16 protein-coding genes are annotated in these 13,570 nt (G+C 73.0%); 12 read left to right on the forward strand and 4 right to left on the reverse strand.

All coding sequences use genetic code 11. The features are described from left to right. Positions 1-111: 111 nt before the first annotated feature. From ABTZ99_RS32000 to ABTZ99_RS32030, 7 genes are all read left to right on the forward strand, one after another. Complete coding sequence (locus tag ABTZ99_RS32000; protein WP_498773663.1) at positions 112-492, forward strand: polyketide cyclase / dehydrase and lipid transport; 381 nt, start codon at positions 112-114, stop codon at positions 490-492. Positions 493-503: 11 nt separating this feature from the next. Beyond that, positions 504-1,292 (forward strand): metallophosphoesterase family protein, encoded by a 789-nt coding sequence (locus ABTZ99_RS32005; protein WP_498773665.1) that lies wholly within the window; start codon positions 504-506, stop codon positions 1,290-1,292. Positions 1,293-1,319: 27 nt separating this feature from the next. Continuing rightward, positions 1,320-1,769 (forward strand): SRPBCC family protein, encoded by a 450-nt coding sequence (locus ABTZ99_RS32010; RefSeq protein WP_498773667.1) that lies wholly within the window; start codon positions 1,320-1,322, stop codon positions 1,767-1,769. Further along, positions 1,766-2,974 (forward strand): ArsA family ATPase, encoded by a 1,209-nt coding sequence (locus ABTZ99_RS32015; RefSeq protein WP_498773669.1) that lies wholly within the window; start codon positions 1,766-1,768, stop codon positions 2,972-2,974. Before ABTZ99_RS32010 ends, ABTZ99_RS32015 begins: the two co-directional genes overlap by 4 nt. A gap of 5 nt (positions 2,975-2,979) precedes the next feature. Continuing rightward, positions 2,980-3,315, forward strand: coding sequence for a hypothetical protein (locus ABTZ99_RS32020; protein ID WP_498773671.1), 336 nt, complete (start codon positions 2,980-2,982; stop codon positions 3,313-3,315). Continuing rightward, positions 3,309-4,280: an ROK family protein gene (locus tag ABTZ99_RS32025; RefSeq protein ID WP_498773673.1), complete on the forward strand. Its 972-nt coding sequence runs from the start codon at positions 3,309-3,311 to the stop codon at positions 4,278-4,280. The genes ABTZ99_RS32020 and ABTZ99_RS32025 overlap by 7 nt, the downstream gene beginning before the upstream one ends. A gap of 101 nt (positions 4,281-4,381) precedes the next feature. Next, the gene (locus tag ABTZ99_RS32030) at positions 4,382-5,314 is read left to right on the forward strand and encodes an anti-sigma factor RsbA family regulatory protein (RefSeq protein ID WP_499616587.1); all 933 of its coding nucleotides are present in this window, start codon (positions 4,382-4,384) and stop codon (positions 5,312-5,314) included. Positions 5,315-5,357: 43 nt separating this feature from the next. On the opposite strand, the gene ABTZ99_RS32035 is transcribed toward ABTZ99_RS32030, so the two are convergent. Then, on the reverse strand, positions 5,358-5,840 hold the full coding sequence (locus ABTZ99_RS32035; protein WP_498773677.1) for a hypothetical protein: 483 nt from the start codon (positions 5,838-5,840) through the stop codon (positions 5,358-5,360). A gap of 201 nt (positions 5,841-6,041) precedes the next feature. On the opposite strand from ABTZ99_RS32035, the gene ABTZ99_RS32040 reads away from it, so the two are divergent. The 3 genes from ABTZ99_RS32040 (at position 6,042) to ABTZ99_RS32050 (ending at position 8,414) form a co-directional block, all read left to right on the forward strand. After that, a complete protein-coding gene (locus tag ABTZ99_RS32040; RefSeq protein ID WP_498773679.1) occupies positions 6,042-6,773 on the forward strand; it encodes a lysophospholipid acyltransferase family protein in 732 nt (243 codons plus the stop codon). 22 nt (positions 6,774-6,795) lie between these two features. Next, positions 6,796-7,308: a polyadenylate-specific 3'-exoribonuclease AS gene (locus ABTZ99_RS32045; protein ID WP_498773681.1), complete on the forward strand. Its 513-nt coding sequence runs from the start codon at positions 6,796-6,798 to the stop codon at positions 7,306-7,308. Positions 7,309-7,388: 80 nt separating this feature from the next. After that, positions 7,389-8,414: a 6-phosphofructokinase gene (locus tag ABTZ99_RS32050; protein ID WP_498773683.1), complete on the forward strand. Its 1,026-nt coding sequence runs from the start codon at positions 7,389-7,391 to the stop codon at positions 8,412-8,414. Positions 8,415-8,480: 66 nt separating this feature from the next. Here ABTZ99_RS32050 and ABTZ99_RS32055 read toward each other — a convergent pair whose 3' ends face one another. Next, complete coding sequence (locus tag ABTZ99_RS32055; protein ID WP_498773685.1) at positions 8,481-8,837, reverse strand: cupin domain-containing protein; 357 nt, start codon at positions 8,835-8,837, stop codon at positions 8,481-8,483. 22 nt (positions 8,838-8,859) lie between these two features. Next, positions 8,860-9,108: a DUF4242 domain-containing protein gene (locus ABTZ99_RS32060; protein ID WP_498773687.1), complete on the reverse strand. Its 249-nt coding sequence runs from the start codon at positions 9,106-9,108 to the stop codon at positions 8,860-8,862. A 101-nt stretch (positions 9,109-9,209) separates the two neighbouring features. Here ABTZ99_RS32060 and ABTZ99_RS32065 point away from each other — a divergent pair, with 101 nt between their 5' ends. Then, a complete protein-coding gene (locus ABTZ99_RS32065) occupies positions 9,210-10,925 on the forward strand; it encodes an AfsR/SARP family transcriptional regulator (RefSeq protein WP_499616594.1) in 1,716 nt (571 codons plus the stop codon). Here ABTZ99_RS32065 and ABTZ99_RS32070 read toward each other — a convergent pair. Next, positions 10,912-11,931, reverse strand: a complete 1,020-nt coding sequence (locus tag ABTZ99_RS32070) for a DUF2891 domain-containing protein (protein WP_499616597.1) — start codon at positions 11,929-11,931, stop codon at positions 10,912-10,914. The genes ABTZ99_RS32065 and ABTZ99_RS32070 overlap by 14 nt on opposite strands. 64 nt (positions 11,932-11,995) lie before the next feature. Between ABTZ99_RS32070 and ABTZ99_RS32075 the strand changes: the two genes are divergently transcribed. Next, the gene (locus tag ABTZ99_RS32075) at positions 11,996-13,384 is read left to right on the forward strand and encodes a class II 3-deoxy-7-phosphoheptulonate synthase (protein WP_498773693.1); all 1,389 of its coding nucleotides are present in this window, start codon (positions 11,996-11,998) and stop codon (positions 13,382-13,384) included. Positions 13,385-13,570 lie beyond the last annotated feature (186 nt).

Genomic DNA, 13,570 nt, shown 5'->3' on the forward strand with positions numbered 1-13,570 from the left:
GTCGACCTCCGGACGTTGTTTGTTACCGGTGGGGAAACTTAGCCTGTGATTCCGGCGATACACCAGGCCGGCGGGTCGTTCCGTGACCGTGTCGTGGCACTCTTCCCACCCGTGCCCAGTGTCGACGTCGTTGACGAGACGTTCCTCGCAGTGCCTCCGCCGGTGGTCGCCGCCGCTTTCGCGCCGCCCGCCGCGTGGGCGGAGTTCTGGCCGGACCTGACGCTGGACGTGTACGCCGATCGGGGCACTCAGGGGTTGCGCTGGACGGTCGCGGGCGCGTTGGTCGGAACGATGGAGGTGTGGCTGGAGCCGGTCCTGGACGGCACCCTGCTGCACTACTTCCTGCGTGCCGACTTGCCGGGCGAGGCGTCCGACCAGCGGATACGCCGCGAGGTGCGGCGCCGCCAGTTGGCCGCCAAAGAGGTGTCACTCGGCCTCAAAATGATCTTGGAAGCCGGTCGGCCGCCTGGTGAGCCGCCCGTGCTGCCGTAGATTCGGGTCTTGTGCGGGTTCACGTCGTCTCGGATGTCCACGGCAACGCGGAGGCGCTCGCGCGCGCCGGCGAGGGGGCCGACGCGCTGGTCGTCCTCGGCGACCTGGTCGACTTCGTCGACTACTACGACCACGGCAAGGGCATCCTGGGCCGGGTGTTCGGCGCGGAGAAGGTCGAGGTGTTCGCCCGGCTGCGGCGCGGCCGGTTCGGCGCGGAGACGGTCCGCTACATGCGGTCGCTGTGGGAGAGCCTGGACAACGCGGCGGACGTCGTCCAAGAGGCGGTCATGGAGCAGTACGCCGCGCTGTTCGCGGTGATGAGCGCGCCCACCTACGCCACGCCGGGCAACGTCGACAGCCCCGAGCTGTGGCCGCTGTTCGCCCACGACGGCGTGCACGTGCTGGACGGGCAGGTGGCCGAGATCGGCGGGCTGCGGTTCGGCTTCGCGGGCGGCGCGCTGCTGCACCCCGGTTTCGTGCCGAGCAGGCGCGGTCCGTGGCGGCCCTACCTGCGCACCGAGGAGGAGTTCGGCGCGTGCCTCGCCGGGCTGGGCGAGGTCGACGTGCTGTGCACGCACGTGCCGCCCGCCGTGGCCGAGCTGACCTACGACGTGGTGGCCCGCCGGCCCGAGCTCGGCTCGACGTCGTTGCTGAAGGTGATCGAGCGCGACCGGCCGCGGTGGTCGGTGTTCGGGCACGTGCACCAGCCCCTGTCCCGCCGGGTCCGGGTCGGCTGGACCGAGTGCGTCAACGTCGGCCACTTCCAGCGCACCGGCACGCCCCACGTCCTGCGTTGGTGAGCCGAACCACCGGGTAGCCTCCCCGACATGGCCGACGAGTCCACCCAGTCCATCGTCATCGACGCGACGCCCGAGGAGATCGCGGCGGTCATCGCCGACTTCGACGCCTACCCGGAGTGGGCCAACGGGGTGAAGCGCGCCGAGGTGCTGGAGACCGGGGCGGACGGTCGCGCGGCGCAGGTCAAGTTCAACATCGACCAGGGCCCGATCAAGGACGAGTACGTGCTCGCCTACGACGAGTGGTCGCCGAGCCGCATCTCGTGGCACCTGGTCAAGGGCCAGATGCAGAAGTCGCAGGAGGGCAGCTACGCGCTGGCGCCCAAGGGCGGCTCGACCGAGGTCACCTACACCCTGTCGGTGCAGCTGGTCGTGCCCATGATCGGCCTGTTCCGGCGCAAGGCCGAGAAGATGATCATGGACACCGCGCTCAAGGAGCTCAAGCGCCGGGTGGAAAACCGGGTGGACGAGGCGGGATGAGCGCCCGCCTGCTGCTCTTCACCGGCAAGGGCGGGGTCGGCAAGACGACCTTGGCCGCCGCCACCGCCACCGCGCTCGCCGCCGGTGGCCGCAAGGCGCTGGTCGTGTCCACCGATCCGGCCCACTCGCTGGGCGACGCGTTCGGCGTGCCGCTGTCCGGGGACGTCGCCGAGGTCGACGGCGGCCGGTCCTTCGCGTCGCTGCACGCGGCCCAGCTCGACCCGCGCGCGTTGGTCGACGACGCGTGGCGCGACCTGCGCGGACACCTGCGGACCGTGCTCGCGGGCGCGGGCGTGGACGAGCTGGACGCCGAGGAGCTGACCGTCCTGCCCGGCGTCGAGGAGCTGCTCGCGCTCTCGGAGGTGCGGCGGCTGGCCGCGACCGGGCCGTGGGACGTGGTGGTCGTCGACTGCGGTCCGACCGCCGAGACGCTGCGCCTGCTGGCGCTGCCCGAGGCGTTCGCCTCCTACCTGGAACGGCTGTTCCCGACCCACCGCCGGGTGGTGCGCGGGCTGCTGGCCGGTGTCGCGGGCAGCGACGCGGTGGAGAAGTGGGACGCCACCGCCGACGCGCTCGGCAGGCTGGCGGAGAACCTGGAGCAGCTGCGCGGCCTGCTGACCTCGCCGACGACCAGCGTCCGGCTGGTGCTGACCCCCGAGCGGGTGGTCGCGGCGGAGACCAGGCGGACCGTGACGGCGCTCGCGCTGCAGGGCATCCGGGTCGACGGCGTGGTGGCCAACCGGGTCGTGCCGGACCCCGGCGCCGAGGGCGGTCCGGCCGCCGAGTGGCTGCGCACCCGTCGCGCCGAGCAGGACGCCGTGCTCGCCGGGCTGGCCGACCTCGGGTCGGTGCGCACGGTGGAGCACCGGGCGGCCGAACCGGTCGGCACGGCCGCGTTGCTGGACGTCGCCGAAGGCCTCTACCAGGGGCGAGACCCGCTGGACGGCGCCGACGACGACCGGCAGTTGCTCACCGTGGAGCGGACCGGCGAGCTGGAGTACACGTTGCGCGTCGCGCTGCCGGTCGGCGACTCGTCGCTCGACCTGGCGCGGGTGGGCGACGACCTGGCCGTGACGGTGGACGGCAGGCGGCGGCTGGTCGCGCTGCCGTCGCTGCTCAAGCGCTGCCTGGTGACCGGCGCGGAGCTGGACGAGGCCGGGTTGGCGGTGCGGTTCGCACCCGACCCCGATCTGTGGATGCGGTGAGGCACGTGGACTCGAAGCTCGCCGAAGAGCTGCGCCTGCTGCTCGACGCCGCCGCCGAGCGGGCGCAGCCGTGGCTGCACCGGGTGGCCGCCGCCGAGGGCGAGCACGACACGAGAACGTGCGGCTGGTGCCCGCTGTGCAACGCGGTGGCGCTGGCCCGCGGCGACCGGTCCGAGCTGGCCGCCAAGGCGGCCGAGCACGTCGCCGGGCTGATCGCGGTGCTGCGGGCGGCGTTGGCCGAGCCGTCCCCGCCGGTGTCGGAGGACGAGCCGGTGCGGCCGGAGAAGCCGCGGGTCCAGCACATCCCCGTGGTGCGGCGTGACCGGGGGGCGCAGTGCTGACTGTCGGCGTCGACGTCGGCGGGACGAGCGTGCGCGCGGGGGTGGTCGACGGCGACGGCGCGGTGCTCGACACGGCGCGCGCGGCCACGCCGAGCGGCGAGGAGGCGTTGGAGGAGGCGATCGGGCAGGCCGTCGCCGAGCTGGCGGCCCGGCACCGGATCTCCGGCGTCGGCCTGGCCGTGGCCGGGTTCGTGGCCTCGGACCGGCGGACCGTGCGGTTCGCGCCGCACCTCGCGTGGCGGCAGGCGCCGGTGGCGGACCGGATCTCGCGGCGGATCGGCATGCCGGTGGTGCTGGAGCACGACGCGAACGCCGCGGCGCTGGCCGAGCACCGGTTCGGGGCGGCGCGCGGGGCGAAGATCGCCGCGCTGGTCGCGATCGGCACCGGGATCGGCGGCGCGCTGCTGATCGACGGGCAGGTGTTCCGCGGCGCGCACGGCGTGGCCCCCGAACTGGGTCACCTGCGGCTGGTGCCGGACGGCCGGCCCTGCCCGTGCGGCAAGCACGGCTGCTGGGAGCGGTACTGCAGCGGCACGGCGTTGAGCACGACGGCGGTCGAGCTGCTGGCCCGCTACCCCGGCCAGTCGACCGTGCTGGCGCGGGAGGCGTTGGGCGACTCGCGGGCCGTCACCGGGCGTCGGGTGGCGGGCGCGGCGCGTGACGGCGACCCGTTGGCGCAACGGGCGATGGCGGACCTGGCCCGGTGGCTGGGCGAGGGGTTGGCGCTGGTCGCGGACGTGTACGACCCCGAGGTCGTGGTGATCGGCGGCGGTGTGTCGGAGTCCGCGCCGCTGTTCCTGGACGACGCGCGCGAGCGGTACGCGGCCGTGGTGACCGGCGCCGGGCACCGGCCGCTGGCCCGCATCCGGACCGCGCAGCTCGGTGACGACGCCGGGATCGTCGGCGTGGCCACGCTGGCGCGTGACGTGGCGGCGAGCACGGCCCGCAACGGCAGGCACCGCTGAGCCCCGCGTTCCGCGTAGCATCGCGGAATGCGGACCGCCGTCATCAGGGGACCGCGCGACCACCACGTCCGCGAGTCCTCCGTCGACTTCGTGGTGCGCCGATGAGGTCCGGCGCGGCGAGCGGGCACGTCGGCTACTTCCACGAGACCGCGTTCTACGGCAGCGACGAGGACTACCGGTCGGTCGTCGTGCCGTTCGTGGACGAGGGCGTGGGTGCGTGCGAGCCGGTGCTGGTGGCGTGCCGCCCGGCCAACGAGCGGTTGATCCGGGACGCGGTGGCCGACCCGTCCGGCGTCGTGTTCCTGCCCGGCGGCGACCAGTACGACCGGCCGACCGAGGCGATCATGGGCTACCGGAAGCTGTTCGCCGAGTACGCGGGCGCGGCGCAGATCCGGGTGGTGGGCGACGTGCCGCACCCCGGCGTCGGCGCGGCGTGGGACTGGTGGTCGCGCTACGAGGCGGCGGTGAACGAGGTCTTCGCGGAGTACCCGCTGTGGGGCCTGTGCCCGTACGACCTGCGGACCACCCCGGCGCGCGTGCTGGCGGACGTGGTGCGCACCCACCCGCACGTGGCCGGCACGGACGGCTCGCACCTGCCGAACCCTCGGTACCGGTCGTCGTGGACGTTGCCGCCGACCGGGCCGACGGCGTTCGAGGCCGGGTGGCCGCTGGTCGAGCTGACCGACCCGACGCCCGCGGAGGCCAGGCGTGCGGTGACCACGGCGTGCGTCGGCACCCGGCTGAGCCACGACGAGGTGGACGACATCGTGTACGCGGCGAGCGAGGCCGTGACCAACGCGCAGGCGCACGGCAGGCCGCCCGTGCGGCTGCGGGCGTGGGCGGGGCCGACGCACGTGCTGGTGGCCGTGACGGACCGGGGCGACGGGCCCGCGTCACCGCTGGCCGGCCTCGTGCCGACCGACCGGACCGCGACGGCGGGCGTTGGCCTGTGGCTGACGCACCGGACGTGCCGCGACGTGAGCATGAGCCGCGACGCCGAGGGCTTCACCATCCGCATCCTCTGCGGCACCTGACCCTCGCGCGCGTCCTACCTCCACGTCGGACACGCGCGGGGGTTCAGAGGACGGCGCCGTCGTCCCAGCCCGAGTCCGGGGGTTGGGTGTTGCGCATGCGCAGGATCAGCCAGCCGGCGCCCGAGCACATCACGATCAGCGCCAGCGGGGTGCCGATCACGCCGGTCAGGCCGAACAGGCCCGGGAAGAGCAGGACGACCACGCCCAGCGCGATCAGCAGCAGCGCCGCGATCGTGCCCGGCCGCAACGCGGGCAGCGGAGGCGGCTCCGGCGGCACGTAGTGGTCGTTCGGGTCGTCCGAGTCGGGGTCCGGGTACGCGTCGGGGTCGTCGTCCGCCGTGGCCACGGCGGGCTGGCCCTCGGGCCGCACCGACCGCGCCGGCTCGGCCTCGTCGTCCTCGTCCGGCTCGGCCTCGTCGGAGTAGGCCTGTCGGCCCACGCCCTCGCGTTCGAGACCCGCCACGATCTCGGCGAAGGTCGCGTCGACGTCCTCCGGGCCGTCGGTCGAGTCGCGTCGGGAGTTCATCGGCGTGCTCCAGCCCTCCGGGTCGTGAAGGCCAATCCTCTGCCAGGGTCCATCGTCCCACGAGCCCGTTGTGTCGCGGATTACGGCAGCCGGTGGCACTTGGGACCGTACCGCCTCCGCGCGGGTGTTCGTTGTGTGTTTCGGCGCCGGCTCCGTAGGCTGGCGCCGGGGATCAAGCACGTCGAGGAGGCGCTGGCAGCGGTGCTCTACTGGTTGATGAAACACATCTTTCTCGGGCCGCTCCTGAAGCTGTTCTTCCGACCCCGGATCATCGAGGGCGCGGAGAACATCCCCAAGGACGGCGGCGCCATCCTGGCGAGCAACCACCTCGCGGTCTCCGACTCGTTCTTCCTCCCGCTGAAGCTGTCACGCCGGGTCACGTTCCCGGCCAAGATCGAGTACTTCACCGGCAAGGGGCTCAAGGGCCGGTTCCAGCGCTGGTTCTTCTACGGCGTCGGTCAGGTGCCGATCGACCGCTCCAGCGCGTCGGCCGCCCAGGGCGCGCTCGACACCGGCGTGCGGATCGTGCGCGAGGGCAAGCTGCTCGGCATCTACCCCGAGGGCACGCGGTCGCCCGACGGCCGGCTGTACAAGGGCAAGGTCGGCGTGGCGTGGATCGCGCTGGAGTCCGGCGCGCCGGTCATCCCGGTCGCGATGTTCGGCACCGACAAGGCCAACCCCATCGGCTCGCGCATGTGGCGGCCGTACCCGATCCGGATCAAGATCGGCAAGCCGCTGGACTTCTCCCGCTACGAGGGACTGTCCGGCGACCGGTTCGTGCTGCGGTCCATCACCGACGAGATCATGTACGCCCTGATGGAGCTGTCCGGCCAGGAGTACGTCGACGTGTACGCGGCCAAGGCCAAGGAGGGGCAGGGCGACGAGAAGCCCGCGAAAGCGGTCGATCGGCTGCCCGAGGCGAAGGCGGGCTGATCGGCACCCCTAGGCTGGCGGGGTGCGGTTCTTCTACGACTGTGAGTTCATCGAGGACGGGGTCACCATCGACCTCGTCTCCATCGGAGTGGTCGACGAGGAAGGCCGCGAGTTCTACGCCGTGTCGACCGAGTTCGACCCGGCCAAGGCCGGACCGTGGGTGCGCGCCAACGTGCTCAACCAGCTGCCGTCGCCCGCCGACCGGGCGTGGCGCAGCCGGGAGCGGATCCGGGCGGACCTCCTCGACTTCCTCGGCGGGCCCAAGGCCAACCGGGACGACATCGAGCTGTGGGCGTGGTTCGCCGCCTACGACCACGTGGCGCTGGCGCAGCTCTGGGGCCCGATGCCGGCCTTGCCGCGCTGCCTGCCCCGGTTCACCCGCGACCTGCGCCAACGCTGGGAGGACGTGGGCAAACCCCACCTCCCGCCGGCGCCCGCGGACGCGCACGACGCCCTGGCCGACGCGCGGCACAACCTCGCGCGCTGGAAGGTGATCGAGTCCGAACGGCTGCGGAAGGGTTTCTCGGTCCGGTAGGTGGACCCTCGCTTGCTGCACCGATCCAGCACGTGTCAGGCTTGGGTGACCAACGCCACGAGAAGAGATTGGCTAAGCAAATGCGCATTGGTGTGCTCACCGGCGGTGGCGACTGCCCCGGCCTCAACGCGGTCATCCGCGGCGTGGTCCGCAAGGGCATCGAGGCCCACGGCTGGGACGTCCTGGGGTTCCGCAACGGGTGGCAGGGCCCCGTGGAGAACCTGACCAAGCCGATCGGGCTCGATGACGTCGAGGACATCCTCACCAGGGGCGGCACCATCCTCGGCTCGTCGCGCACCAACCCGTACAAGATCGACGGCGGGGTCGACCGCATCCGCGAGACCCTCGCGGCGAACAAGGTCGACGCGCTGATCGCCATCGGCGGCGAGGACACCCTCGGCGTCGCGAAGCGGCTCACCGACGACGGCATCGGCGTCGTGGGCGTGCCGAAGACCATCGACAACGACCTGGGCGCGACCGACTACACGTTCGGCTTCGACACCGCCGTGCACATCGCCACCGAGGCGATCGACCGGCTGCGCACGACGGCCGAGTCGCACCACCGGGCGCTCGTGGTCGAGGTCATGGGCCGCCACGCGGGCTGGATCGCGCTGCACTCGGGCCTGGCCGGCGGCGCGAACGTGATCCTGGTGCCGGAGAAGCAGTTCAGCGTCGACAAGGTGGTCGAGTGGGTGGAGCGGCGCTTCGAGCGCCAGTTCGCCCCGATCATCGTGGTCGCCGAGGGCGCGATGCCCGAGGGCGGCGCCGAGGTGCTGCACTCCGGTGAGAAGGACGCGTTCGGCCACGTCCGGCTGGGCGGCGTCGGCACCTGGCTGGCCGAGGAGATCGCCGAGCGGACCGGCAAGGAGTCCCGCGCGGTCGTGCTGGGCCACGTCCAGCGCGGCGGCATCCCCACCGCCTACGACCGCGTGCTCGCCACCCGGTTCGGCCTGCACGCGGTGGACGCGGTCGCCGAGGGCGACTTCGGCGTCATGGTCGCGCTGCGCGGCACGGAGATCGTCCGGGTGAAGCTGGCGGAGGCGACGGCGGAGCTGAAGACCGTTCCGGTGCACCGCTACGCCGAGGCCGAGGTCTTCTTCGGCTGAGCCGATCGACGACGACGAGCGCCCTCGGACTCCGCGTCCGAGGGCGCTCTCGGTTTCCCGCGCCCCTCACTTCTTCGCGTAGTCGCGCAGACCCGTGAAGTCGACCATCACGCACGGCTCGTCGCCGACGACCCACGCGTCGTGGCCGGGCTCGACCATGACCGCGTCGCCCGGCCCGGCCTCGCCTTCGGCGCCGTCGTCCATGACGACGTGGATCCGACCGGACAGGACGTACCCGGTGTGGGCGGCCTGGCACGAGGCGGTGCCCGCGATGGGGCTCACGTCCCGCGACCACTTCCAACCCGGCTCGAACTCGGCTCTGCCGACCGTCGTGTCACCGACGGTGACCAGGTCGACGTGACCGTGCGGGAACTCCCGCACCTCTTCCGGCTCCGTGAAGCTCTTCGACGCCAACACAGACATCTTCGTCACCTCTCGTCGTGTCTCAGCCCTGGACAACGGGGTAGATCTCGTCCGCCACCAAGCCGTGCGCCTCGCGGTGGACCCGGTGCGCCGTCTCCGCGTCCGGCGCGTCGACCAGGCAGAAGACCTTCCCGTCCTGCTCGTCGACCCAGTAGTTGAGGTACCGGACGCCGTACTGGTCCTGGGTGCGGAGGTCGGCGGCGTGCGCCTCGGCCACGTCCTGGGGACCGGCGCCTTCGGGCAGGTGGTTGTGCACGTCCATGAACAACATGGGGTCCTCCAGACTCGGAGTGGATCGGGACACGCTAGGCGTCGCGGCGTTCCCAAACCGTTCCCACGGCGGTCCCGCCGGGCCGGACGTAGGGTGCCGCCATGCCGTCCACCTGCCAGGTGCGCGTGCTGGGCAGGTTCGCCGTCACCGTCGACGGCAGGCCCGTCCCCGGTGACGTGTGGCGCAACCGGCGCGCGGCCGACGTGGTGAAGCTGCTGGCCGTGGCGCCCGACCACCGGCTGCACCGCGAGCAGGTGATGGACCGGCTGTGGCCCGACCTGCCGGCCGACGCGGCCGGGGCGAACCTGCGCAAGGCGGTGTACTACGCGCGGCGCGCGCTGGGACGTGCCGACGCCGTCCGCTGCGAGGGACGGCTGCTGACGTTGTGGCCCGGTGGTGTCGTGGACGTGGACCTCGACCGGTTCGAACGGGCCGCCGACGCCGCGCTGGCCTCGGGGGACGCCGGCCGGTGCGCGCTCGTCGCCGCCGAGTACCACGGCGGCCTGCTCGTCGACGACCGCTACGAGGGCTGGGTCGCGGAGCCGCACGAGAAGGTCGAGGGCCGGTACGTCGCGCTGCTGAGGGCCGCCGGCGCCTGGGAACGGCTGCTCGAGCTGGACGAGACCGACGAGCAGGCGCACCGCGCGGTGATGCGCCGCCACTTGGCCGCCGGTCGCCGCGGTGAGGCGTTGCGCCAGTTCGACCGGCTGCGCCGCACGCTGCGCGAGCGGATCGGGGTCGGGCCGGACGCGGAGACCGTCGCGCTGTACGAGTCGGCGCTCACCCTGGACGCCGCCGAGCCGCCGTCACCCGCGCAGCGCGCGGCGGTCGCGCTGGCCAACGGCCTGGTGGCGTTCGGGAGACGTCACCTCGCCGAAGCCGAACGGCTCGCCAGGCAGGCGCGGGTGCTGGCGCTGGACGCCGACCTCGGGCACGAGCTGGGCGAGGCCTCGACCCTGCTGGCCCTCGTCGCGCACGCCCGCGGCACGTGGCACCGGCTGTTCCGGGAGGAGTTCGCCGACGCGGTGCGGCAGCCGCCCCGTCCCGAGGTCTACGACGCGCACCTGTGCTTGCAGGAGTTCTACCTGTACGGGCCGGAGGGGCACGACGGCGCGGAGTCGTTCGGCCGCGACCTGCTCGCCATCGCGTCACGGGCGGGTTCCGCGGGAGGCAAGGCGCTGGCGCACCTGCTGCTGGGCGAGTTCGCGCTGCTGTCCGGGCGCCTCGACGACGCGGTGGCCGCGCTGGGCGAGTCCCTGGCCGAGGCCGAGCGCGCGGGCTGCGTGTCCGCCCAGTGCCTCGCGCTGGAACGGCGGGCCGAGGCCGAGGCCCGGCGCGGCGACCGCGCGGCGGCCCGCGCCGACCTCGACCGGGCACTGCCGCTGGCCCGCTCGTCACGCATACCGTCGCACCTGGTCATCCGGGTGCACGGGGTCCGCGTGCTCGCCGCGGGCACCCTCGGCGGCGCGCTCGGCGCGATCCGCGAGGCGGAGCGGTGGCTCGGCGAGGCGCCGCACGTGTGCGACCCGTGCTCGATCGGCTTCCGGATCGCGGCGGCCACGGCGTGCGCGAACGCGGGCAGCCCGAGCCGGGCCGGGCCGCACCTGGCCGAGGCGGAGCGGATCAGCGGCCTCTGGCAGGGCGGCCCGTGGACGGCGGCGCTGTGGGAGGTGCGCGCCGAGCTCCGGCGCGCCCAAGGGCACCGCACGCAGGCGTCGGCGTTGTTCCTGGAGGCGGCCGAGCGGTTCGCGGCGATGCGCCGACCGCTGGAAGAGCGCCGGTGCCGGGACGCCGCCGCGTCCCTCAGCGATCCGTGAACGCGCCGACGTCCAGGTAGGCGGCGAACGTGCCCAGCCAGTGCTCGGCGTAGTAGCCGTGCCCGAACACCAGCCGCAGGCCGGTCTCCCGGTGCGCCTCGGCCGCCGTGCGGGCCAGGTCGGCGTACCGGTGCTCCGGCGGCAGCGCGTCGGCGACGGCCCGCCACTGCCACGCCCGCGACAGCGCCAGCCCGACCAGGTGCGAGCCGTACGGGTCACCGGGGTCGTCCACGGGCACGGGCTCGCGCAGCACCTTCCAGCGCGAGTCCTCCAGGTGCGGCAGGAACGCCTCGAACCACGCGGTGAACCCGTCGGCCGGCAGCACCCGCCGCATCAGGTCCGCCTCGGTCAGCGCGGGCGAGAGGAAGTCGGCCGCGTCCGGCTCGAACCCGCCGTACCCGACGTCCTCGCGGTGCCACCGCAACGCCGCCTCCGCGCACGCCGAGGCCAGCTCCTCGTCACCGACCGCGCGTGCCGCGTCCAGCACGAGCCCGGTCGCGAACGCCGTGTTGCCGTGCGTGCCGGTCCGCACGGGCAGCCGCGCGTTGGCCACTTTGGCGAGATACCGGTCACGCAGCACCTCGCTCAACGGCCGCAGCGCCGTCGCCAGCGGCGAGCCCCAGGTGCGGAGTTCGGCGTCGAGCACGAGCAGCCACGCCCACCCGTAGGGGCGCTCCCAGAACCCGCCGCTCGGCCCGTCGAAGAACGCCGCCTCGACCTCCGCGTGCTCCACCGTGATCAACGAGTCCAGCACCCGACGGGCCTGTGCCGCACCCTCGACCTCGGGCCGCAACCGCAGCAGGCGGACCGCCAACCAGGTCTGATGCACGCACGAGTGCCAGTCGAACGAACCGGCGAAGATCGGGTGCAGCACCCGCTGGGGCACCAGGTCGCCGTCGCCGCTCACCACGTGCGACCAGTGCGTCGGGTAGTCCCGCTGGAGGTTCTCCACCGCGGTCGCCAGCAGCCTCGCCGCCGTGTTGTCATCCGATCGGGTGTCCGACATGGTCCACATAATGCACAGGTCGGACCCGCGTCCGTCTCTCGATGTGGACAGCTATCTTTAACGTGTGAACTGGACCGTGGACGTGCCCGTGGACACGCTTCCCGAGCTTCCGCCCCTCCCGCCCGAGCTGCGCGACCGGCTCGACGACGCCCTGGGCCGCCCCGCCGCCCAGCAACCGGAGTGGCCGGACGCCGAGCAGGTGCGCCGGGTGCGCGCCGTGCTGGAGAGCGTGCCGCCGATCACCGTGCCGGCCGAGATCGACCGGCTGCGCGACAACCTGGCCGAGGTCGCCCGCGGCGAGGCGTTCCTGCTGCAGGGCGGCGACTGCGCGGAGACGTTCGCGGACAACACCGAGCCGCACATCCGCGCGAACGTCCGGACCCTGCTCCAGATGGCCGTCGTGCTCACCTACGGGGCGAGCCTGCCGGTGGTGAAGATCGGTCGCATCGCGGGCCAGTACGCCAAGCCGCGCTCGTCGGGCATCGACGCGCTCGGCCTGCCGTCCTACCGCGGTGACATCGTGAACTCGCTGGTCGCCACGCCCGAGGCGCGCGTGCCGGACCCGTCCCGGATGATCCGCGCCTACGCCAACGCGGGCGCGGCGATGAACCTGCTGCGCGCCATGACCACCGCGGGCATGGCCGACCTGCACCGGCTGCACGACTGGAACAAGGACTTCGTCCGCCAGTCGCCCGCCGGCGAGCGGTACGAGGCGCTGGCCGGCGAGATCGACCGCGGCCTGCGGTTCATGTCGGCGTGCGGCGTGAACGACTCCTCGCTGCACACCACCGAGATCTTCGCCTCGCACGAGGCGCTGCTGCTGGACTACGAGCGGGCGTTGCTGCGCCTGGACACCAACGGCGAGCAGCCCAGGCTGTACGACCTGTCGTCGCACTTCCTGTGGATCGGCGAGCGGACCAGGCAGCTGGACGGCGCGCACATCGCGTTCGCCGAGCTGCTGTCCAACCCGATCGGGTTGAAGATCGGCCCGACGACCACGCCGGAGATGGCCGTCGAGTACGTCGAGCGGCTCGACCCGCACAACCAGCCCGGCCGGCTGACCCTGATCAGCCGCATGGGCAACGGCAAGGTGCGCGACGTGCTCGGCCCGATCGTCGAGAAGGTCACCGCCTCCGGCCACCAGGTCATCTGGCAGTGCGACCCGATGCACGGCAACACGCACGAGGCGTCCACCGGCTACAAGACCCGGCACTTCGACCGGATCGTCGACGAGGTGCAGGGCTTCTTCGAGGTGCACCGGCGCCTGGGCACCCACCCCGGCGGCATCCACATCGAGCTGACCGGCGAGGACGTCACCGAGTGCCTCGGCGGCGCGCAGGAGATCTCCGACCTGGACCTGGCCGGCCGCTACGAGACCGCCTGCGACCCGCGGCTGAACACGCAGCAGTCGCTGGAGCTGGCCTTCCTGGTCGCCGAAATGCTGCGGAGTTGAATTGCCGCTGCTCCGCAGACGGCGGCTCGGTCGCCTGGAAGTCGACCGCTCGCGCCTCGTTTTCCGACGATCGAAAAGCGTGATCGCCGGAAAAGGAGGCGCGAACGATCGACGCGACCTCGCGTGGTGGTCGAGTCCGCCGACGGGACAGCGCAGACCATGAAACGCCCGGTGGCCCCCGACTCC

The organism is Actinosynnema sp. NPDC002837 (genome assembly GCF_040295345.1).
In the GTDB taxonomy this organism is placed as follows: Bacteria; Actinomycetota; Actinomycetes; order Mycobacteriales; family Pseudonocardiaceae; genus Actinosynnema.